A 20,289-nucleotide genomic window follows, 5' to 3' on the forward strand; every position below is an offset into this window, starting at 1 on the left:
TGCCACGGGGTGGTGGTACCGGTTTCCAGACCCAACCCCCTCCCCGGCATTTCCATTTCTATGCATTCCGGCATGCGGGGACGCCTGCCGGGAAGGGGAATTCATGTATTCACGTTTCAGGCCACTACTGGCCCTGGCACCGGCAGCCATTGCCGCCGCCGCGTTCGCTGCCGATCATGCGACACTGGACAACATCGTTGTCACCGCAACCCGCCAACCCATGCGCACTGCTGAAATCCTGACCGACGTCAGCACGATCGAACGCAGTGACATCGATGGCGCGGGCCATTCCAGCCTGGAGGAAATCCTGGCCAGCCAGCCGGGGGTCGAAATGACCACCAACGGCAGCCAGGGCGCAGCCTCCAGCCTGATGATCCGCGGCACCAACGGCAGTCACGTCCTGCTGCTGGTGGATGGCGTCCGGATCGGTTCGGCAACCTCCGGCAACATCGCCTGGTCGCGCATTCCTGCCAACCAGATCGAACGCATCGAAATCATCCGTGGCCCGGCTTCTTCGCTATACGGCAGCGAGGCCATCGGCGGCGTCATCCAGATATTCACCCGCCAGGGCAATGGTCCGCTGCGCTTCACCGCCGAAGCCGGTGCCGGCACTTACGGCACGCGATCGACCAATGCCGGGTTTTCCGGTGGCCATGACGGCTGGCGTTACGCCCTCAACCTGTCGCAATACAGGACTGACGGTTTTGACAGCAAGCCCGAGGACAGCAAGGCCAACCGCGACAAGGACGGCTTTCGCAACGATTCGGCCTCCGGTCGCCTGGCCTATGAATTCGCGCGCGGCCACGAACTGGCCTTCGGCTTTTTGTACAGCGAAGGCAAAAATCAGTACGACAGCAGCGGCATCGCCGTGGACTGGGTCAACCGGACACGTAATGGCACCGCCAACCTGACCCTGAAAAACGCCCTGACCAGTCACTGGAACAGCACCCTGAGCGTCGGTCAGAGCATCGACAAATCAAAGGCGTTGAAGGACGACGTGCGCAACAGCGTGTTCGATACCGAACAACGGCAGTACGCCTGGCAAAACGACATCCGCAGCAGCTTCGGCAATTTCCTGCTGGGCTTCGAGCGACTGGAACAGGAAGTCGACACGACCAGCCGCTACGCCCGCTTCGAGCGCAGCAACAATTCGCTGCTGGCCGGCTGGAATCATGGCTTTGCCAGTCATCGCCTGCAGGCCAGCGTGCGTCACGACGACAATTCGCAATTCGGCAACAAGACTACCGGAACAGCCGCCTACGGCTACCGCTTCACCCCGAACTGGCGAGCCAACGTCAGTGTCGGCACAGCGTTCAAGGCGCCGACCTTCAACGACCTGTACTACCCGCTAACCGGCAAGTACGTCGGCAACCCGGCGCTGAAACCGGAGTCGGCGCGCAACCAGGAAGCCTCGCTGCATTACGAAACCGGATCGCAACATGTCTCGCTGACCTGGTACCTGAATCGCGTCGAGGACCTGATCATCTGGCCGAAGGCCGGTGCCGTGATCATGCCGACCAATGTCAGCAACGCCCGCATCGAGGGCAGCACGCTGGCCTGGCAAGGCAACGTCGGCAAGTTCAACCTTGCCGCCAGTTACGACTGGGTGGACGCGAAAGACGGCAGTACCGGCAAACAGTTGCCGCGCCGCGCCCGGCACAGTGCCAAGGCCTCGGTCGGACAGACGATCGGCGACTGGGAATGGCGGGCCGAACTGTTCGCCAACGGCCAGCGCTACGACGATGAAGCCAACACGGTCCGCATGGGCGGCTACACGCTGGCCCATGTCTACGCCGCCTACCGGTTTGCCAAGGACTGGAGTGTGTTCACGCGGATCAACAACGTCTTCGACCGCGATTACACATTGACCGACGGCTACGCGACCCCGGGCCGCAACGCCTTCGTCGGCATCCGTTATAGTCCGCAGTAAGACCATGCCGACCCGCCGCCGCGCCTTCCTGATCCTCGCTTCCCTGTGCCTGCTGGCACTGGCGAGTTTCGCGCTGGCGTTGACGGCGGGCAGCCTGCAGGTGGCGCCGGCAGACATCCTTGCGTCGCTGGCCGGCCGCGGTGACGGGAGTGGCGACGTGGTCGTCCAGTTGCGCCTGCCCCGGGCGCTCGCCGGTTTTGCCTGCGGCGGGCTGCTGGCGCTGGCCGGTGCACTGATGCAGGTGCTGCTGCGCAATCCGCTGGCCGATCCGTACGTGCTGGGTATTTCCGGCGGCGCCGGTGTAGGCGCGATGTTCGCCATGCTGTTTGGGCTACCGCTGCTGGCCATCGACGGCCTGGCCTTTGCCGGCGCGCTGGGGGCCATGTTCATCGTTTTCGGGCTGGCCCATGGCGATGGCAGCTGGACCCAGACGCGCCTGTTGCTGACCGGCGTCATCGTCGCCGCCGGCTGTGGCGCGCTGATTGCGCTGATGCTGTCGATCGCCGACGAACGCAAGCTGCATGGCATGCTGTTCTGGTTGATGGGCGACCTCGGCCAGACCTACGACTGGTGGCCGGCGCTGCTGGCGCTGGTCGTCGCGCTGCTGTGCGCGATGCCTTTTGCCCGCGAACTCAACCTGCTGTCACGCGGCCTGATGCAGGCGCAGGCACTGGGTGTTGCGGTCGACCGCCTGCGCTACACGATTTACCTGCTGGCTTCGCTGGCCACCGCCGCCTCGGTCACCACCGCCGGGTCCATCGGTTTCGTCGGGCTGGTCATTCCGCACCTGGTCCGGCTGGCCACCGGCAACGACCAGCGCCTGCTGCTGCCGGCCTCGGTGCTGGCCGGCGGTTCCTTGCTGGTGCTCGCCGATACGGCCGCGCGCACCGTCATCGCACCAATGCAGTTGCCAGTCGGCGTGCTCACCGCGCTGATCGGCGTACCGGTCTTCCTGTTCCTGCTGTCGAGGCAACCAAAGTGAGCGCTCCCTTGCTCGAAGCCCGGCAACTGAGCGTCGAAATTGGCGGAAAAACCGTCGTCGACCGCATGAATCTGTCGCTGCAACCCGGCGAGCGGCTGGCCATCCTCGGCCGCAACGGCGCCGGCAAATCGACCTTGCTGTCCACGCTGGCCGGCCTGCGCCCGCCGCAAGCCGGCGCCGTACTGCTCGACGGCGAGGACTGCGCACTGCTGGCCCCGCGCCAGGCCGCCCTGCGTCGTGCCTGGCTCGGCCAGTTCCAGAACGATCCGTTCGGCTCGACGGTGCTGGAAACCGCGCTGACCGGCCGCCACCCACACCTCGGCCGCTGGGACTGGGAATCGAAACACGACGCCGAACTGGCGCGGAAGGCGCTGCAAGCCGTCGGCCTTGACGGCATGGAAACACGCCAGGTTCATACGCTATCCGGCGGCGAACGCCAGCGCCTGTCGATTGCCACGCTGCTGACGCAGGCAGCGATGCTGTACCTGCTCGACGAACCGCTGTCGCACCTCGACCTCAACCACCAGATGGCCGTCCTCGAATTGTTCGCCGGCGCCGCCCGCGATTGCGGCGCCGCCGTCGTCATGGTCCTGCACGACCCGGCGCTGGCCCACCGCTTCTGCGACCGGGCGCTGCTGGTCTACGGCGACGGCCGCTGCGCGCAGGGCACGGTCGACGACATCCTGACGGCCGAAACGCTGTCCGAACTCTACGGCTATGGCCTGCGGCAGATCGAAGACCGCGGCCACCGCTGTTTCATCCCGGAGTAAGAAACCATGGCGATCAGCCACGAACAACGCATGCAGAAGAAGAAGACCGTCATCGACGGCAAGATCGACGCCGCCCAGCAGGAACGCGGCGTACTGGTGATCAACACCGGTAACGGCAAGGGCAAGTCGTCGGCCGCTTTCGGCGTCGTCGCCCGGGCGCTCGGTCACGGCATGAAGGTCGGCGTCGTCCAGTTCGTCAAGGGCCGCTCGGACACCGGCGAAGAAGCCTTTTTCCGCAACCAGCCGAACGTCGCCTGGCATGTCGGCGGCGAAGGCTTCACCTGGGAAACCCAGGACAAGGAGCGCGATGCGCAGGCCGCCCAGGCCGCCTGGGCAGTCGCCTGCCAGCACCTGGAAAACCCGGACATCGGCCTGGTCGTTCTCGACGAAATGACCTACGCCTTCAAGTACGGCTGGCTCGACCTCGACGCGGTGCTCGCCCGCCTGCTGTCACGCCCGGCCATGCAGCACGTCATCATCACCGGCCGCGCCGCGCCGCAGGCACTGCGCGACGCCGCCGACACGGTCAGCGACATCGGCATGGAAAAACACGCCTTCCAGGCCGGCGTCAAAGCCATGCCCGGACTGGAGTGGTAATGCCCGCCTGCCCCGCCCTGCTCATCGCCGCCCCCGCCTCCGGCCAGGGCAAGACCACCGTCACCGCCGCGCTGGCCCGCCTGCATGCGCGCCAGGGACGGCGCGTGACCGTCTTCAAGTGCGGGCCGGATTTCCTCGATCCGCAGATTCATGCCTTCGCCAGCGGTCGACCGTGCCAGAACCTTGACCTCGGCATGTGCGGCGAGGCCGATGCGCGCTGGCGGCTGGCCCGTGCTGCCGCCAATTCCGACCTGATCCTGGTCGAAGGCGTGATGGGCCTGTTCGACGGTACGCCGTCGGCTGCCGACATCGCCGAGCGCTTCGGCATTCCGGTGTTGGCGCTGATCGACGCCGGTTCGATGGCCCAGACCTTCGGCGCACTCGCCCACGGTCTGGCCACCTATCGCCCCGGCCTGCCGTTCGCCGGCATGCTCGCCAACCGGGTGGCCAGCGCCCGCCACACGGAGATGCTGCGCGACAGCCTGCCGGCCGGCATGGGCTGGTTCGGCGCCCTGCCGAAAAGTGGCGACAGCCTGCCTGAGCGCCACCTCGGCCTGCTCCAGGCGGCCGAGATCGACGACCTCGAAGCCCGCCTCGACAAGCTGGCCGATGCATTGCAGGCCAGTGCTGCGGTCGACCTGCCAAAACCGGTGAATTTCGCCGAAGCGCCGCCGCCGGCGCTGCCGCCGCTGCTCGCCGGCCGGCGCATCGCCATCGCTCGCGACGCCGCCTACGGCTTCATCTATCCGGCCAACCTGGAAACCCTGCAGGCACTCGGCGCCGAGCTGCACTTCTTCTCGCCGGTCGCCGGTGACCGGCTGCCCGACTGCGACGCCGTCTGGCTGCCCGGCGGCTACCCGGAACTGCACGCCGATGCACTGAGCGCCAACCGGGCGCTGTGGCAGGCGCTGCACGCGCATGTCGACGCCGGCAAGCCGCTGCTCGCTGAATGCGGCGGCATGATGAGCCTGTTCGAGGAAGTCGTGGACAAGGCCGGTCAGGCCCACAGCTTCGCCGGCCTGTTGCCCGGCCGGGCAGTGATGCAGCCGCGGCTGGCGGCACTCGGCACGCAGTTTGCCGATCTGCCGGAAGGCCGGCTGGCTGGCCACACCTTCCATTATTCGAAAAGCGAGACGCCGCTGGCGCCGCTGTGCCGCGCCGTCACCGCCGACGGCCGCGACGGTGAAGCGATCTTCCGCCGCCAGCGATTGACCGCGTCGTACGTGCATTTCTACTTCCCGTCACAGCCGGAAGTGGTTGCCGCGCTGTTCAGTTGCTGAGAACTTATCTGTTTTTTCGAAGTCTCTATTAGCGACACGCTGCTTTTCCGGAAGCACTAGCTGCGTACAATGCATGCACATCATTCTCTACAGGAGACATCCATGAACAAATTCATTGCGATGGCAGCGGCCGTAATCATCGGTTTCACGCTGAACATCAACGATGCAGAAGCCAAGCGCCTCGGTGGCGGCAGTTCCTTCGGCATGAAGCGCCAGGCCACGCCGCCGGCCAACAACGTCCAGCAGGCACCGCGTCAGCAGCAGGCCGCCGCCGCGCCGCAGGCCCAGCCGAAACGCTCGTGGATGGGCCCGATCGCGGGTCTGGCCGCGGGTCTGGGCCTGGCCGCACTGGCTTCGCACCTCGGCTTCGGCGAAGAACTGGCCAACTTCATGATGATCGCGCTGCTGGCCATGGTCGTCATCGGCGCCATCGCCTTCTTCATGCGCAAGAAGGCCGGTGCCCAGGCGCAAGGCATGCAGTACGCCGGTGCCGGTGCCAATTTCGGCGGCCAGCCGGGCAACGTCGCCCGTCCGGACTTCACGCCGGCTGGCGGTTCGTCCTACGCCCCGGCAGCCCAGGCGGTTGAATCGACCGGCGGCAACATCCCGGCCGACTTCGATGTCGAAGGCTTCGTGCGCAACGCCAAGGTCAACTTCATCCGCCTGCAGGCCGCCAACGATGCCGGCAATCTCGACGACATCCGCGAATTCACTTCGCCGGAAATGTTTGCCGAGATCCGCATGGCCATCGCCGAACGCAACGGTGCCGAACAGGAGACCGACGTCGTCCAGCTCGACGCGCAAGTGATCGACGTTGCCGAAGAAGCTGGCCGCTACATCGTCAGCGTGCATTTCAACGGCCAGATCCGCGAAGAGCGCAACGGCCCGGTCGAAGCCTTCTCGGAAATCTGGCACATGGCCAAGCCGGTCGACGGCAGCCGTGGCTGGGTGATCGCCGGTATCCAGCAAGTCCAGTAAGCGTATTGGCTGTAGAAGCAAAGGCCGGTGGGGGCAACCCCGCCGGCCTTTTTCATTTCAGCTCGAACAACTGACCGCCAGACCGTTCGCCCAGTCCGGCGGCAGCGCCGCGTAGGCGGCGTATTCGGGCTGCTCGTCGAAAGGACGGCGCAGGCAGTCGAGCTGGCGCCGGACTTCGGAGAAATCGCCGGCCTGCGCCTGGCGGATCGCCTGCTCGGCCAGCCAGTTGCGCAGCACGTACTTCGGATTGGCCGCGCGCATCGCCGCCTGTCGTTCGTCGTCCGGCCACGGCGTCTGCGCCAGCCGGGCGCGCCAGCCCTCGAGCCAGGCATCGCAAGCCGCCCGGTCGACGAACAGGTCGCGTAGCGGCGCATCGGTTTTTGCCTGGATTTCGCGGTCGACCGCAGCAGGCAGGCCGGAAAGGGTGCGGAAGAACAGCGTGAAATCGGGACGGTGCTGCTGCAGGAAACCGAAGGTTTCACCGATGAAATCGCCGTCGTCGGCCAGCGCCGAGCGCAGCCCCAGCTTGCCCCGCAGCAGCCGCTCGAACGTGCCCTCGAAAGCGGGGCCGTAGGTCTCGTCGACCGACGCCCGGGCAATTTCCGGACGCTTCAGCAAGGGCAGGAAGGCATCGGCCAGGCAATAGAGATTCCATTGCGCGATGTGCGGCTGATTGCGATAGCTGTAGCGCCCGTAATTGTCGGAATGGTTGCAGATGTGCCCGGGATCGAAGGCTTCCATGAAACCGAACGGGCCGTAATCGAGCGTCAGGCCGAGGATCGACATGTTGTCCGTATTCATCACGCCGTGCATGAAGCCAACTGCCATCCAGTGCGCGATCAGTTCGCCGGTCCGCGTCGACACATCGCGCAGCAGCGCGTCGTACGGGTTGGCAGCAGCCAGGCATTCCGGCCGGAAGGTGGCGATGACGTAATCGGCCAGCTGCTGCACTTCGCGCTGCCTGTCGCGCGCAGCCCAGTGCTCGAAGGAGCCGAAACGGACAAACCCGGGCGCCACGCGCGCGACCACGGCGGCCGTCTCGATCATTTCGCGCCGCACCGGCTGATCGGCGCCGATGACGCACAGCGCCCGCGTCGTCGGGATGCCCAGGCCGGCCATCGCCTCCGAGCACAGGAATTCGCGGATCGACGAGCGCAGCACCGCACGCCCGTCGGCCCCGCGTGAATACGGTGTCTTGCCCGCCCCTTTCAACTGGATTTCCCAATGTCCCTGGGCGTTGCGCAGGCCGCCGAGCAGGTGCGCCCGACCGTCGCCAAGCTGGCCGGCCCAGACGCCGAACTGATGTCCGGAATACACCGCCGCCAGCGGCTGGCAGCCGGGCAGCAGGCTGTTGCCGGCAAACACCTCGGCAAACTGCGGACTGGCCAGGAAATCGGCCGGCAGACCGAGCAGATCCGCAACTTCTTCGCTGACGCCCACGACGTAGGGTTCGGACAAGCCCTGCGGCGCCAGGCGGGTGTAGAAATGCTCGGGCAGGCCGGCAAAGCTGTTGTCGAAATCGGGCAGGGCGGGGATTTTTTCGGTGGCGTTCATGGCTCGTATCAATGAAGTCTGTCATTCCGGACTTCACTAGGAGTCGGAACATTCGGCTTAGTTCTATAGAACAAAGACGCGGTGCCCCTAAATGTATCTCTGAAAATATCCGTGCCAAAAATAAAAGGCCCGGCAGGTTTCCCTGCCGGGCCGGATTCGGTCGCCCCCGAAGGGGCACCTTATTGTAGCAACGGCTCTCACCCCGGAAAGCTACATGGCGTTATTCTACGCACTTCGAATAACAAACCGCAAATCATGAGCGCGACATACACCATTGGACTAGACATTGGCATCGCATCGGTTGGTTGGTGCGTTCTTGGCGAAACACACATCCTCGACTTGGGGGTCAGGGCTTTCGACAAAGCCGAAACCGCCAAGGAAGGCGAATCGCTGAATCTCGCCCGACGCAGCGCTCGCCTGATGCGGCGCCGTTTGTTCCGGCGGATGTGGCGTTTGAAAAAATTGGCTCGCTTGTTGAAAAGCGAAGGCTTGATCGCCGATACCAAACTGTTCAAGCCTGAACAACCTTTCCCTGCCTCACTTTGGCAATTGCGAGTCGATGGACTTGATCGCCGCCTGAACAACGAAGAATGGGCGCGCGTCATTTATCACTTGTGCAAACACCGGGGCTTTCATTGGATCAGCCGCGCCGAGGCGAAACAAGCCGAAGGCGACAGCAAGAGCGAGGGTGGCAAGGTCAAGCAAGGTTTGGCCGGCACGGCAAAGCTCATGGATGAAAAGGGCTATCGCAGCGCGGCTGAGATGGTTTTGAAGGAATTCCCCGAAGCCCAACGCAATAAGCAAGGCGAATATCGCAAAGCACTTTCCCGGGAACTGTTGGCCAAAGAACTGGCGCTGCTTTTTGCTAGACAACGAGAGTTCGGCAACCCGCATGCACCAATTGCACTGGAAACCACGATCCTCGGCAGCGGAGATAAAAAGAGCGGGTTGTTCTGGCAGCAAAAGCCGGCCTTGGCCGGCACCGACTTGCTCAAGATGCTCGGCACATGCACTTTCGAGAAAGGGGAATACCGCGCCCCCAAAGCCAGCTTCACCGCCGAACGCCACGTCTGGCTGACGCGCCTGAACAATCTTCGCATCGTCACTGATGGCGTCACCCGCCAACTGACCGAACAGGAACGCTTACACGCTATCCCCTTGCCTTACCGACAAGCAGGCGACCTGACCTACAAACAGCTTGGCGCAGCACTCACCAAAGCCGGGCTGCTCGAACCCGGCAGTTTCAAATTCATCGGCCTCGCCTACCCCACAGAGGCACAAAAAGCCGAAGGCAAGGCCAAAGATCCCGAATCAGCCACACTGATCAAAATCCCGGGCTGGCAGGAACTGCGCCAGACGCTCACAAATCCCAAGGCTGGCCTCAACGACGAGTGGGAGAAAATTTCGGGAATGGCATTGTGCGGTCAACCGGAAATTTTCGACAAAATTGCTTGGGTACTGAGCGTTTATAAAGACGACGACGAAGTCCGCACCGAACTCGCCAAGCTGGCATTGCCAAACCCGGAAGCGCTGACTGAAGCCCTACTGAATATCCGCTTCGACAAGTTCCACGCCCTATCACTGAAAGCCTTGCGCGCCATCGTTCCGCACATGGAAAAAGGTCTGCGCTATGACGAAGCCTGCGTTCAGGCTGGTTACCATCATAGCCAGTTGCATAAAGTCGGCGACGGCCAACAAAAATACCTACCGCCGCTGTACGACGGCCGCGATGGCGATGGGCGAATGATTTTCGCCGAGGATGCCGACATTCCGCGCAATCCCGTCGTCCTTCGTTCGTTGAATCAAGCACGCAAGGTGGTCAATGCCATCATTCGCCGCTACGGTTCGCCGTCGGCGGTCCACATCGAAATGGCCCGTGATCTGTCCCGAGCATTCGATGAGCGCAACAAGATCAAGAAAGAGCAAGACGAATACCAAGCCAGAAATCAGCGCGATCGCGACCAATTCATCGAACTATTCGGCCATCCACCCAAGGGCCTTGAGTTCGAGAAATGGCGCCTGTACCGGGAGCAGAACGGCCAATGCGCCTACTCGCAACGGCCTCTGGCAACCTCGGGCGATGTCGCCGAAATCTTCCTCGATGGCTCGACCGAAATCGACCATGCCCTGCCCTATTCGCGCAGTTTCGACGACAGCAAAAACAACAAGGTTCTGGTGCTAACCCGCGAAAACCGCGACAAGGGCAACCGCACCCCTTTCGAATATCTGGGCGGCGCCGAGAACAGCGAACGCTGGCAACGCTTCGTTTCTTTCGTCGAATCGAACAAGGCCTACCGGCTAGCCAAGCGCACCCGGCTGTTGCGCAAGGACTTCGGCGCCAAGGAATCGGAGGAGTTTCGCGAACGCAATCTTAACGACACACGCTACGTTTGCCGCTTCTTTAAGAACTACGTTGAACAGCACCTGAAACTCGCAGAAGGCAGCGCAGCCAAACGCTGCGTCGTCGTCAGCGGCCAGCTAACCAACTTCCTACGCGCGCGCTGGGGACTGCTCAAGGTTCGCGCCGACAGCGACCGCCACCACGCACTGGATGCGGTCGTCGTTGCCGCGTGTAGTCACAGCATGGTTCAACGCCTGTCCAATTATTCGCGCACCCGCGAACTGGAGCAGGTGCGTGAAGGCTTCGTGAATATCGAGACCGGCGAAATCGTTAATCCGGCCATGCACCAGCAACTACGCGAACACTTCCCTGACCCATGGCCCTACTTCCGGCACGAACTGGAAGCCCGCCTGAAAATCGATTCGCCAGAATTGTTGCGCGAAGAAATGGCCCGTTTGGGAAGCTACACAGAGGAAGAACTCGCGGCCTTGAAACCGCTATTTGTTTCCCGCGCACCACAACGCCGCAACGGCGGCGCAGCCCACAAGGACACCATCTACGGTCAACCGGAAAGATTGAAGAAAAACGGGAGCGTCACGCAGAAAGTCGCACTCGCCAGCTTGACACTGAAAGACCTCGACTCGCTCGCTGATCCGCACCGGAACACCAAGCTTTACGGAGCCATACGGGAACGCTTGGAAGCTCATGGCGACAAGGGCGACAAAGCCTTTCCGGCCAGCAACCCACTACGCAAACCCGACAAGGACGGCAACCCGACTGGCCCCATCGTTCGCACCGTCACCAAGGTCATCGACAAACTGTCTGGTATTCCGGTGCGCGGCGGCATCGCCAAGAACGACACCATGTTGCGGGTGGATGTGTTCACCAAGGCCGGCAAATTCCACCTAGTGCCAGTTTATGTGCATCACCGGGTGACAGGGCTGCCGGATCGGGCGATTGTGGCTTTCAAGGACGAAGAGGAATGGACGCTGATTGATGACGGTTTTGATTGGCGCTTTTCGCTGTACCCCAACGATCTCGTCCAGATACGTTTGAAGAAAGAGAGCTTTTTGGGCTACTACACAGGAACAGATCGTTCCACAGGCGCTGTAAGCTTGTGGGCTCACGACAGAAATCAAGCCGTTGGAAAAGATGGTTTGATGCGCGGCATCGGTGTTAAGACAGCCATGAGCATCGAGAAATTCCACGTCGACGTTCTCGGCAACATCTATCCCGCCCCAACGGAGAAACGTCGTGGGCTGGCGTAGTGTGATGATCTCCCGGCCAGCCAAACTGCGCCGAGAACATTTCTCCCTGGCCATCGAGCAGGAACAGACTGCTTTTGTCCCCTTCGAGGACATTGCCATCATTGTCCTCAACCACCGTGAAATCCAGCTTACCCACCCGGTACTCTCAGCCTGTGCTGACTACGGCATCGGGCTCTACGCTACCGGCGACAACCACCAGCCCAATGGTGTCTTCCTGCCGTTTCTCGCGCACTCCCGCACCACGCGCCTGATGCGCAAGCAGATGGATATTCCTCGCCCCCTGGCCAAGCAAGCTTGGGCCAACATCGTCCGGCGCAAGATCGAAAACCAGACAGCCGTTCTTCGTTTTTGCTCAAAAAACGGCGTTGACCGCATGGATTCCTACGTCCGACGGGTGCGCTCGGGCGACACGGAAAACCTCGAAGGCCAGGCCGCCGCCTTCTACTTCACCCAACTCTTTGGTCAGGGCTTTTATCGGGCAGAAGAACGCTGGACCAATGCCGCGCTCGATTACGGCTATGCCGTGCTACGCGGCGCCGTCGCCCGGGGATTGGTGGCCCACGGCTTGCACCCCCCCATCGGCCTCTTCCACGCCAGCGAACAAAATGCCTTCAATCTGGCCGATGACCTGATCGAACCCTTCCGCCCCCTGGTCGACCTGCACGTCGCCAAAAATCCAGCCACCACGGAAGGTGATCTCGCCCCACAGGACAAAGCAGCATTGGTGGCCTTGCTCAACGTCGACGTGGGCATGCCACAAGGCAAGATGTCGGCGCTTTCCGCCATCGAATACGCCGTTGAAAGCCTCGCCCGGCTATTCGAGCAGGGCGACAGCGAGTTGGAACTACCCAACTTGATCGGCTTGCACGCCCACAGGCTGGAATGCTGAGGCATGGGTCTGGAGACACGACGCTTCATGCGACTTATCGTCTTCTTCGACTTACCCATGGTCACCAAAACCGAGAAACGCGCCTATGTGCAGTTTCGCCGCTTCTTACTCAATGACGGCTACGACATGATCCAGTGGTCCGTTTATGCCCGACTGTTAAACGGCAACGACGACCACGAAAAACACCTCAAACGCCTAGTCGACAGTCTCCCCCCGGCCGGTTCCATCCGCTGCATGACCGTCACGGAAAAACAATTCGCAGGCATTCGCCTGCTGGTCGGCATGCCCCTTTTTCAGGAAAAAAAGGTTCCGGCGAACCAGATGTTGCTGTTCTGATACCGAAATTCCACCAAAAAAACCCCCGCCCAGCTACGCCGGGCGGGAATTTTGGGTCAGTCAGATTGTAGCTTTCCGGGGTGAGAGAGGGAGCTACAACCACGTTTGATGTAACCGCGCCGTAAGTGCTGATTGTAGCTTTCCGGGGTGAGAGAGGGAGCTACAACAGCCCGGCGAGCGTGCTTTCGATGTAGGTGGATTGTAGCTTTCCGGGGTGAGAGAGGGAGCTACAACCCTGCTGCGCGAAGACCTGCCCACCAGCCAGATTGTAGCTTTCCGGGGTGAGAGAGGGAGCTACAACCTCGAAACCGGCATCACCGAAGCCATGTACGATTGTAGCTTTCCGGGGTGAGAGAGGGAGCTACAACCACACGGCCTTCGAGGCTCCAGACTCGGCGGATTGTAGCTTTCCGGGGTGAGAGAGGGAGCTACAACCGTCCACGGCACCCAAGACCCATGCGTCAGGATTGTAGCTTTCCGGGGTGAGAGAGGGAGCTACAACGATTAAAATGCCACCAACAAGGGTCGCGAAGATTGTAGCTTTCCGGGGTGAGAGAGGGAGCTACAACCAAACGCCAACATCACCAAGCAAAACCGGAGATTGTAGCTTTCCGGGGTGAGAGAGGGAGCTACAACGTTGAAGCGTGAAGATAAACCTACCTGTAAGATTGTAGCTTTCCGGGGTGAGAGAGGGAGCTACAACCCGCTGGAACGGGTAATGCACCCGCTTGGCGATTGTAGCTTTCCGGGGTGAGAGAGGGAGCTACAACATGTCCGCCAGCGTTGCCTGTTGCGCTGCCGATTGTAGCTTTCCGGGGTGAGAGAGGGAGCTACAACCGTAATCAGCCGACGATTTCATCGTCGCGAGATTGTAGCTTTCCGGGGTGAGAGAGGGAGCTACAACCTTCTGCATGTCCATGGCGATCTGGCCGATGATTGTAGCTTTCCGGGGTGAGAGAGGGAGCTACAACCACCGAGCAAGGATCGAGGTCGATCACATCGATTGTAGCTTTCCGGGGTGAGAGAGGGAGCTACAACCTTGCTGTTGGTTGTTCAGGTCGATTTACAGATTGTAGCTTTCCGGGGTGAGAGAGGGAGCTACAACGCTTGCTTTCGTATTGTTCTTCAGTGACCGGATTGTAGCTTTCCGGGGTGAGAGAGGGAGCTACAACGAGAAGGGATCAACCAAATCCCCGAACAAGGATTGTAGCTTTCCGGGGTGAGAGAGGGAGCTACAACGCGAAATGGTGAAGACGTTTGATGAGTGGTGATTGTAGCTTTCCGGGGTGAGAGAGGGAGCTACAACATGCGCAGGCTGATGCGCCATCGCTGATGGGATTGTAGCTTTCCGGGGTGAGAGAGGGAGCTACAACCAACCAAGAAGCCGCCCCGCAGGCATTCACGATTGTAGCTTTCCGGGGTGAGAGAGGGAGCTACAACTATTCGTTTAGTGTTGGCGCTGATACCTACGATTGTAGCTTTCCGGGGTGAGAGAGGGAGCTACAACTTCTGCTGCGTCGTGGGTTGAAGCGCGGGGGATTGTAGCTTTCCGGGGTGAGAGAGGGAGCTACAACTACAGGCTCTTGAGGATGATCGTCCGTGATGATTGTAGCTTTCCGGGGTGAGAGAGGGAGCTACAACAGGATCGAGCAAAGGTATCGGTCAAATAATGATTGTAGCTTTCCGGGGTGAGAGAGGGAGCTACAACGGCGTGCAGACGGTGTATTACCTAGTCAATGATTGTAGCTTTCCGGGGTGAGAGAGGGAGCTACAACCCTCGCCTGTGTCCTTTCGCGTCTGATAGTGATTGTAGCTTTCCGGGGTGAGAGAGGGAGCTACAACGATGGTCATGCGCGGCCTGCTTAGTCGAACGATTGTAGCTTTCCGGGGTGAGAGAGGGAGCTACAACACCCTCACCGGCTGAAGCAAGCGCACAAGCGATTGTAGCTTTCCGGGGTGAGAGAGGGAGCTACAACAGCAGGTACTCGGCATTGATCTGCCATGGCGATTGTAGCTTTCCGGGGTGAGAGAGGGAGCTACAACCAGTCGTTCGGCCATGCGGGCGGTTTGCTCGATTGTAGCTTTCCGGGGTGAGAGAGGGAGCTACAACTCTCGTAGCCGGTGGAGGTCTTGGTCAGATGATTGTAGCTTTCCGGGGTGAGAGAGGGAGCTACAACATGCCAGACTGCGGCCGAGGCCGACAGTCGGATTGTAGCTTTCCGGGGTGAGAGAGGGAGCTACAACAGATGGCGCTGGACAGCACCGCTCTTAGATGATTGTAGCTTTCCGGGGTGAGAGAGGGAGCTACAACGAGAATCAAAACCTGTGCCTTAACTTCCATGATTGTAGCTTTCCGGGGTGAGAGAGGGAGCTACAACCGACTCAAGCGCGGTAAAGCGCTTGTCCCAGATTGTAGCTTTCCGGGGTGAGAGAGGGAGCTACAACGCCCGCGACAAGGGGCTGGGTCCGGTCAATGATTGTAGCTTTCCGGGGTGAGAGAGGGAGCTACAACGACCATGTCCAGGTAGTTGCGGGCATAGTCGATTGTAGCTTTCCGGGGTGAGAGAGGGAGCTACAACTCCTTCGGTTAGGTTGTTTTCCTGAGTATCGATTGTAGCTTTCCGGGGTGAGAGAGGGAGCTACAACACCCTTGATGTCGGCGCAATTGCAAAGAATGATTGTAGCTTTCCGGGGTGAGAGAGGGAGCTACAACTTTCTGGATACTCGACTCGACCCCGGGCCGGATTGTAGCTTTCCGGGGTGAGAGAGGGAGCTACAACCAGAATGTCGAGGCCCTAACATGCAACGCAGATTGTAGCTTTCCGGGGTGAGAGAGGGAGCTACAACGGTGTGCGCCGGGAAGCCGCCAACCTCGCCGATTGTAGCTTTCCGGGGTGAGAGAGGGAGCTACAACAGCGGACCAGTCGTATATCCAGTGCCGGGCGATTGTAGCTTTCCGGGGTGAGAGAGGGAGCTACAACCGGCGGCAAAGGAGTACTGGCCGGTGACTTGATTGTAGCTTTCCGGGGTGAGAGAGGGAGCTACAACGTTACCTACCGGACCTCGTACACCTACAGCGATTGTAGCTTTCCGGGGTGAGAGAGGGAGCTACAACCAAGGGTGTGCTGCACACGCCGAAATCGATGATTGTAGCTTTCCGGGGTGAGAGAGGGAGCTACAACCCGTAGGTTTCCAGGAAGGTAGCCAGGTCGGATTGTAGCTTTCCGGGGTGAGAGAGGGAGCTACAACGCCTTACTTGCAGTCGATTTTGGGCAAACAGATTGTAGCTTTCCGGGGTGAGAGAGGGAGCTACAACCCTCGATCTTGGTTTCCTGGTGACAGTGGCGATTGTAGCTTTCCGGGGTGAGAGAGGGAGCTACAACGCTGAATGATGCGTTGCTGAGCATGCAAACGATTGTAGCTTTCCGGGGTGAGAGAGGGAGCTACAACCACCGTGCGGACATCAACGCCATGCGGCAGGATTGTAGCTTTCCGGGGTGAGAGAGGGAGCTACAACACGTCCGCACCGAGCAGCGCGTCGCATTCCTTCATCAGCATCTCCGCCAATTCCGAATGATAGTTCGGGTCGAGGGCTTCCATCATTTCGTGAGCGGCGAACAGGCCGGCTTCGCGTGACAGCGTGGCCGCCATCTGGCGGGCCATCTGGTCGCTCAGTTGCGATAGCTGAAGGCGCTCTTCGTGCGTCAGGCTGCGCTGCGAACGAGCCAGCCAATCGGCGGCCAGACTGGCGCCCTGGGCTGCGGTCAACCACTGTCCATGCTCATAAAAGGCCGACAGACGCTGGGCGGCGAGGGCGAAGATGAGGGCAACGCGGGTCCCCCGGTCGCTGGCCACCGGCGCCGGGATCGGGCTTTTCGGCCGCTGCATCGGCTACTTGTCGGTTTTCAGCAGCGACTTCAGCGCGGCAAAGGGCGAATGGGTGGCCGTACCCGCGTTGTTGCGGCTGTCGGTGTAGCCACGGTCGGCCTCGATCTGCTTCTGGTGCTCGTTGTCGTGGCAGTACAGGCACAACAACTCCCAGTTGCTGCCGTCGACCGGGTTGTTGTCGTGGTTGTGATCGCGGTGATGCACGGTCAGTTCGCGCAGGTTGGCGTGCGTGAATTCGCGGGCGCAACGGCCGCAGATCCACGGGTAGATCTTGAGCGCCCGTTCGCGATAGCCCTTTTCGCGCTCGTCGGCGGCCTTGCGGGCGTCGGCGACGATCTTGTCGAGGCGGTTGTGGTTGATCGTGCTCATGCGTTTTCCTGTTTCAGAAGGCGGCGGCCTCGGCTTCGAGATAAGCGAGGCTGACATACTTTCCGATATTGGTGTCGAAACCCTTGGTATCCCTGGCCCGGCTGGCGACGCGCGGGTCCTTGAGCACCAGCGCCTTGGCTTCTTCCATCGGCTGACCGGCCTCGACTGCCTTGACGCAGCTTTCGTAGATGCCGGCGAACAATTCGCGATTCCACGCCAGCACGCCGGCGCTCGGCTGGCCGTGACCGGGCAGCCAGATCGTCGCCGGGGCGTTCTTTTCCAGTTGTTCGTAGGCCTTCAGGCTGCCGGCGTAGGAGCCGTCGTCCATGTTGGCGATGCGCCGGTCCATGGCGATGTCGCCGACACAGGTCAGCTTGTCGCCGACGACCTCGACACAGATGTCGTAAGGCGTGTGCGCCTTGCCGTAATGGTGCAGGCGCAGCGTCAGGTCGCCGAATTTCAGCTCCTGGCCGTGGTCGACCGCAATATTCGGGGCGACGATTCTGGTACCGACCGTCGCCTGGTTGGTCCATTGCTCCATCAGCGTGCGCCACATGTTGCCCTGCATGCCCTGGATTTCCTTGATCGTGCCGGCATGGGCGTGGATCGGCAGCTCGCCGTAAGCCTCGACGAAAGCCTGGTTACCCAGGAAATGGTCGCCGTGATAATGGGTGTTGATTATCGCGACGACCGGTTTCTTCAACGTCTTCTTCAGCTGGCGGACGGCCATTTCGCCGATCTGCACCGACGCACCGGTGTCGACCACGACAATGCCCTTAGGCGTGTCGATGAAAGTCAGGTTGCACATCATGCCCTGGTTTTCCGGGGTCGGAAAACCGTCGGGCGAGTAGATCATCCACACGTGTTTCGACAACTGGCGCAGCGGGTGATCCTTGACCGCCGGCCCGCGGACGAAGTTGTCGAGGTCGCTGGCGAAGGCGCCGACGGCATGCCAGGGGGCAAACTCGGCAACGCCAACGGCGGAGACGGCAGCAAGCGAGCGAAGAAAATGGCGGCGGTTCATCAGCGTCTCCTGAATTATTAAAATAGGTGCCTATCTTCGCGCCTAAGTCCGCGCTCGTCTACACTCACGCCATGCACCGCTACCCGACATCCTTCATCATCCTGAGCGCCCTCGGCCTGCTCTGCGCCATTCCCGGCCTGGTCAGCATCGCCGGTTTCGGCGCCGTCATTCACCCGGTACTCGACGACCCGATGGCCGGCCTGGCCTTCATCGTCTCAGCCATCGCCCTGTTCGGCTCGGCCGCCTTCCCGCTGGTCATCAGGAAACTGCAGGCAGGCGACGACGCCTAGACTTCGCGCATCATCCGCCAGTACTGGACCTTCATCGCCACAACCGAGCCGACGAGGATCGCTGCCAGTGTGACGAAGGAACCGAGTGCCAGCGTCGATACGCCGGTAATCCCCTGACCGACCGTACAGCCCATGGCGGTGACACCGCCGAAACCCATCAGCGCGGCGCCGATCAGGTGTGTGGCAGTGTCCTCGACGCTGGCAAAACCTTCCCAGCGGAAACTACGGGTCAGCAGCGACCAGACCAGCGAGCCGGCGATGACACCAAACACCGCAGCGATGGCGACGGTAACGACGCGGCTGGTATCCGACCACAGCATGAACAGTTCCAGCGTGTAGGCGACCGGGGCAACGAAGGTCAGCGATTCCATGCGGCCGCTGTTGGTGGCGAGAAAGGCTTCTTCCAGCGTGTCCGGATGTTCGGCGACATAGCCGAGGTGACCGCTGACATACCAGGCAAAGACGACGAGCAGTCCGGTGCCGAGACCGCCGAGCAGGTTGTCGAACGTCCAGAAATCACGGCGCAGCAGGCAGAATGCGGTCAACCCGCCGCCGATGCCCAAAACCGCCAGCGCAAAAGCCATCTGCGCTTCCAGTCCGAAGCCGGCGAGCAGGCGCGGAATATCCTGGCCTTCCGGCATCGCAATCGCGACGCTGTCGAGATAATTGACGCGAAACACGCCGAACACGCCGCGCATCGTCATGTAGGCAAACAGGCCCAGGACCAGGAAGACGACCAGCGACTTCAGGTTGCCGGCACCGATCCGGATCAGCGTCTTCGAGCCGCAGCCGGACGCCAGCACCATGCCGATACCGAAACACAGGCCACCAATGATGTACGACAACCAGGTGAAGGACGGCGTGCGGTAGATCGACTTGTCGAGATCGATCAGCCCGGCGGCATGGAGTGCGCCGGCGCCGAGAATGGCGACACCGATGGCCAGCAGCCACATGCGCATGCGGCTCCAGTCTTCCATGTTGAGGATGTCGGAAACCGCCCCCATGGTGCAGAAATGGGTTTTCTGACCGATTGCGCCAAAGACGAAAGCCAGCGCGAAAGTCAGCCAGAGTACGGTGGAGGGGGAAAGATCAGCGTCCATGTCAGGTTCGGTAGGCAGTGGGGTCGGGAATGCCGGCAGCCGCAAAACCTTCGGCGCGCAGGCGGCAGGAGTCACAGACACCACAGGCCCGGCCAAGTTCATCGGCCTGGTAGCAGGAAACCGTCAGCCCGTAATCGACGCCCAGCGCATGACCGGTGCGGATGATGTCGGCCTTGGTCAGATTGATCAGCGGCGCATGGATCGACAGCTTCTGGCCCTCGACCCCGGCGCGCGTGGCCAGATTGGCCATGGTTTCGAAGGCAGCAAGGTAATCGGGACGGCAATCCGGGTAGCCGGAATAGTCGACGGCGTTGATACCGACGAAGATGTCGCGGCTGCCCAGCACCTCGGCCCAGGCCAGTGCCAGCGACAGCATGATGGTATTGCGCGCCGGCACGTAAGTGACCGGGATGCCCGGCTGTACGCCATCGACCGGCACCGCGATGCTAGTGTCGGTCAGGGCCGAACCGCCGAACTGGGCCAGGCCGAGATTGAGCACGCGATGCTCGCTGGCGCCCAGCGCCTTGACGACGCGGTCGGCGGCCTGCAATTCTGCGGTATGCCGCTGTCCGTAGTTGAAGGACAGGCAGTAGCAGTCGAATCCCTGGCTGCGCGCAATGGCCAGGCAGGTGGCGGAGTCCAGGCCGCCGGAAAGTAGGACTACGGCTTTTTCGTTCATGGGGCGCGAATATA

General features: G+C 61.3%; 15 protein-coding genes, 1 pseudogene and 1 CRISPR repeat array. Of the genes and pseudogenes, 10 read left to right on the forward strand and 6 right to left on the reverse strand.

Features of this window, described 5'->3' with window-relative positions:
- Nucleotides 1–103: 103 nt before the first annotated feature.
- The 6 genes from BJN45_RS13295 to BJN45_RS13320 all read left to right on the forward strand — a co-directional run bounded on the left by BJN45_RS13295 (nucleotide 104) and on the right by BJN45_RS13320 (nucleotide 6,537).
- Nucleotides 104–1,930, forward strand: a complete 1,827-nt coding sequence (locus BJN45_RS13295) for a TonB-dependent receptor domain-containing protein (RefSeq protein ID WP_076095992.1) — start codon at nucleotides 104–106, stop codon at nucleotides 1,928–1,930.
- 4 nt (nucleotides 1,931–1,934) lie between these two features.
- A complete protein-coding gene (locus BJN45_RS13300) occupies nucleotides 1,935–2,912 on the forward strand; it encodes a FecCD family ABC transporter permease (RefSeq protein WP_076095994.1) in 978 nt (325 codons plus the stop codon).
- Nucleotides 2,909–3,682: an ABC transporter ATP-binding protein gene (locus BJN45_RS13305; RefSeq protein WP_076095996.1), complete on the forward strand. Its 774-nt coding sequence runs from the start codon at nucleotides 2,909–2,911 to the stop codon at nucleotides 3,680–3,682. Before BJN45_RS13300 ends, BJN45_RS13305 begins: the two co-directional genes overlap by 4 nt.
- Before the next feature lie 6 nt (nucleotides 3,683–3,688).
- The gene (gene cobO / locus BJN45_RS13310) at nucleotides 3,689–4,279 is read left to right on the forward strand and encodes a cob(I)yrinic acid a,c-diamide adenosyltransferase (RefSeq protein WP_076095998.1); all 591 of its coding nucleotides are present in this window, start codon (nucleotides 3,689–3,691) and stop codon (nucleotides 4,277–4,279) included.
- Nucleotides 4,279–5,559, forward strand: coding sequence for a cobyrinate a,c-diamide synthase (locus tag BJN45_RS13315; RefSeq protein WP_076096000.1), 1,281 nt, complete (start codon nucleotides 4,279–4,281; stop codon nucleotides 5,557–5,559). Before cobO ends, BJN45_RS13315 begins: the two co-directional genes overlap by 1 nt.
- 102 nt (nucleotides 5,560–5,661) lie before the next feature.
- Nucleotides 5,662–6,537 (forward strand): Tim44 domain-containing protein, encoded by an 876-nt coding sequence (locus BJN45_RS13320; protein WP_076096002.1) that lies wholly within the window; start codon nucleotides 5,662–5,664, stop codon nucleotides 6,535–6,537.
- Between the two features lie 57 nt (nucleotides 6,538–6,594).
- On the opposite strand, the gene BJN45_RS13325 is transcribed toward BJN45_RS13320, so the two are convergent.
- Complete coding sequence (locus BJN45_RS13325) at nucleotides 6,595–8,091, reverse strand: protein adenylyltransferase SelO (RefSeq protein WP_076096003.1); 1,497 nt, start codon at nucleotides 8,089–8,091, stop codon at nucleotides 6,595–6,597.
- Nucleotides 8,092–8,346: 255 nt separating this feature from the next.
- Here BJN45_RS13325 and cas9 point away from each other — a divergent pair, with 255 nt between their 5' ends.
- The 3 genes from cas9 to cas2 are packed head-to-tail and all read left to right on the forward strand — an operon-like array spanning nucleotide 8,347 to nucleotide 12,925.
- The gene (cas9, locus tag BJN45_RS13330; protein WP_076096005.1) at nucleotides 8,347–11,700 is read left to right on the forward strand and encodes a type II CRISPR RNA-guided endonuclease Cas9; all 3,354 of its coding nucleotides are present in this window, start codon (nucleotides 8,347–8,349) and stop codon (nucleotides 11,698–11,700) included.
- Complete coding sequence (gene cas1 / locus BJN45_RS13335; RefSeq protein ID WP_076096007.1) at nucleotides 11,687–12,589, forward strand: type II CRISPR-associated endonuclease Cas1; 903 nt, start codon at nucleotides 11,687–11,689, stop codon at nucleotides 12,587–12,589. The genes cas9 and cas1 overlap by 14 nt, the downstream gene beginning before the upstream one ends.
- A 3-nt stretch (nucleotides 12,590–12,592) precedes the next feature.
- Nucleotides 12,593–12,925, forward strand: a complete 333-nt coding sequence (gene cas2 / locus BJN45_RS13340) for a CRISPR-associated endonuclease Cas2 (RefSeq protein WP_205750593.1) — start codon at nucleotides 12,593–12,595, stop codon at nucleotides 12,923–12,925.
- 63 nt (nucleotides 12,926–12,988) lie between these two features.
- A CRISPR array of direct repeats spans nucleotides 12,989–16,442; the repeat unit is 37 nt; unit sequence GATTGTAGCTTTCCGGGGTGAGAGAGGGAGCTACAAC.
- 5 nt (nucleotides 16,443–16,447) lie between these two features.
- On the opposite strand, the pseudogene BJN45_RS18070 reads toward cas2, so the two are convergent.
- The 3 genes and pseudogenes from BJN45_RS18070 to BJN45_RS13355 all read right to left on the reverse strand — a co-directional run.
- Nucleotides 16,448–16,813 (reverse strand): annotated as a pseudogene (locus BJN45_RS18070) (hypothetical protein); the annotation flags it as partial.
- 3 nt (nucleotides 16,814–16,816) lie between these two features.
- The gene (locus tag BJN45_RS13350) at nucleotides 16,817–17,182 is read right to left on the reverse strand and encodes a YajD family HNH nuclease (protein ID WP_076096009.1); all 366 of its coding nucleotides are present in this window, start codon (nucleotides 17,180–17,182) and stop codon (nucleotides 16,817–16,819) included.
- A 13-nt stretch (nucleotides 17,183–17,195) separates the two neighbouring features.
- On the reverse strand, nucleotides 17,196–18,206 hold the full coding sequence (locus BJN45_RS13355) for an MBL fold metallo-hydrolase (RefSeq protein ID WP_076096011.1): 1,011 nt from the start codon (nucleotides 18,204–18,206) through the stop codon (nucleotides 17,196–17,198).
- A 71-nt stretch (nucleotides 18,207–18,277) separates the two neighbouring features.
- Between BJN45_RS13355 and BJN45_RS13360 the strand changes: the two genes are divergently transcribed.
- Nucleotides 18,278–18,496, forward strand: coding sequence for a hypothetical protein (locus BJN45_RS13360; protein WP_076096013.1), 219 nt, complete (start codon nucleotides 18,278–18,280; stop codon nucleotides 18,494–18,496).
- Here BJN45_RS13360 and BJN45_RS13365 read toward each other — a convergent pair.
- Entirely contained in the window at nucleotides 18,493–19,596 is a 1,104-nt protein-coding gene (locus tag BJN45_RS13365) for a YeeE/YedE family protein (RefSeq protein WP_076096015.1), read from the reverse strand. The two genes, BJN45_RS13360 and BJN45_RS13365, sit on opposite strands and share 4 nt — an antisense overlap.
- Nucleotide 19,597: 1 nt before the next feature.
- Nucleotides 19,598–20,275 carry a 7-cyano-7-deazaguanine synthase QueC gene (gene queC, locus BJN45_RS13370; protein WP_076096016.1) on the reverse strand — a complete coding sequence of 226 codons (678 nt, stop codon included), beginning with the start codon at nucleotides 20,273–20,275 and terminating at the stop codon, nucleotides 19,598–19,600.
- Nucleotides 20,276–20,289: the final 14 nt, after the last annotated feature.

This window comes from Azonexus hydrophilus (assembly GCF_001956855.1).
In the GTDB taxonomy this organism is placed as follows: domain Bacteria; phylum Pseudomonadota; class Gammaproteobacteria; order Burkholderiales; family Rhodocyclaceae; genus Azonexus; species Azonexus hydrophilus_A.

Excerpts from the sequence above, each read along its gene's own strand:
- BJN45_RS13300 (WP_076095994.1), top strand. The coding sequence starts at position 1,935 with ATGCCGACCCGCCGCCGCGCCTTCCTGATCCTCGCTTCCCTGTGCCTG.
- cas9 (WP_076096005.1), top strand. The coding sequence starts at position 8,347 with ATGAGCGCGACATACACCATTGGACTAGACATTGGCATCGCATCGGTT.
- cobO (WP_076095998.1), top strand. The coding sequence starts at position 3,689 with ATGGCGATCAGCCACGAACAACGCATGCAGAAGAAGAAGACCGTCATC.
- BJN45_RS13350 (WP_076096009.1), bottom strand. The coding sequence starts at position 17,182 with ATGAGCACGATCAACCACAACCGCCTCGACAAGATCGTCGCCGACGCC.
- BJN45_RS13355 (WP_076096011.1), bottom strand. The coding sequence starts at position 18,206 with ATGAACCGCCGCCATTTTCTTCGCTCGCTTGCTGCCGTCTCCGCCGTT.
- cas2 (WP_205750593.1), top strand. The coding sequence starts at position 12,593 with ATGGGTCTGGAGACACGACGCTTCATGCGACTTATCGTCTTCTTCGAC.
- BJN45_RS13365 (WP_076096015.1), bottom strand. The coding sequence starts at position 19,596 with ATGGACGCTGATCTTTCCCCCTCCACCGTACTCTGGCTGACTTTCGCG.
- BJN45_RS13320 (WP_076096002.1), top strand. The coding sequence starts at position 5,662 with ATGAACAAATTCATTGCGATGGCAGCGGCCGTAATCATCGGTTTCACG.
- BJN45_RS13295 (WP_076095992.1), top strand. The coding sequence starts at position 104 with ATGTATTCACGTTTCAGGCCACTACTGGCCCTGGCACCGGCAGCCATT.
- queC (WP_076096016.1), bottom strand. The coding sequence starts at position 20,275 with ATGAACGAAAAAGCCGTAGTCCTACTTTCCGGCGGCCTGGACTCCGCC.
- BJN45_RS13360 (WP_076096013.1), top strand. The coding sequence starts at position 18,278 with ATGCACCGCTACCCGACATCCTTCATCATCCTGAGCGCCCTCGGCCTG.
- BJN45_RS13325 (WP_076096003.1), bottom strand. The coding sequence starts at position 8,091 with ATGAACGCCACCGAAAAAATCCCCGCCCTGCCCGATTTCGACAACAGC.
- BJN45_RS13315 (WP_076096000.1), top strand. The coding sequence starts at position 4,279 with ATGCCCGCCTGCCCCGCCCTGCTCATCGCCGCCCCCGCCTCCGGCCAG.